The following is an 820-nucleotide window of genomic DNA, read 5'->3' on the forward strand; positions in this document are numbered from 1 at the left end:
GCGTCACAAGATATCACCGCATCTCTTATTCCTGCTGATGCAATGAATACCGCAACCATCATCACTCGTGAACACGGTGTGTTTTGTGGTCAAGCTTGGGCAGATGAAGTATTTAAACAGCTTGGCGGCAAAGTCACTATCGAATGGCATGTAAAAGATGGCGATAAAGTCGAGCCAAACCAAACACTTTGTACGCTGACTGGCCCAGCTCGTGACCTGTTAACGGGTGAGCGCAACGCAATGAACTTTATTCAAACCCTTTCTGGCTGTGCAACAACAACCGCTGAGTATGCAGCAAAAATCGCGCATACCGATTGTCGTTTGTTAGACACACGCAAAACCATTCCGGGTCATCGAAGCGCGCTGAAGTACGCCGTTGCTTGCGGTGGCGGTTTTAACCATCGTATCGGTGTGTTCGACGCTTACCTCATCAAAGAAAACCACATCATCGCTTGTGGCGGAATTACTCAAGCAATCACCACAGCAAAAGAACTTAATCCTGGCAAACCAGTAGAAGTAGAAACAGAAAGCTTGGCTGAGCTACAAGAAGCGATCGAAGCAGGTGCCGACATCATAATGCTAGATAACTTCACCAAAGAAATGATGCGTGAAGCCGTAGAGATTAACGCAGGCCGTGCCGCTTTAGAAAACTCAGGCAACATCACTCTAGATACTATCGCTGAATACGCAGAAACCGGTGTCGATTACATCTCAGTCGGCGCTTTAACTAAGCACCTTAAGGCAATGGATCTTTCGATGCGCTTCAAATAATAAAAGCAACAATTTTCAATTACTTCAACTAACTCAGTTAGTTGTGAGT

1 protein-coding gene is annotated in these 820 nt (G+C 45.9%); it reads left to right on the top strand.

The window, feature by feature from the left end:
- On the top strand, positions 1-771 hold a 771-nt coding region (gene nadC, locus R7E78_RS25720), incomplete at its 5' end, for a carboxylating nicotinate-nucleotide diphosphorylase (RefSeq protein ID WP_318058554.1).
- Positions 772-820 lie beyond the last annotated feature (49 nt).

The sequence above is a fragment of the Vibrio sp. YT-19(2023) genome, assembly GCF_033337395.1.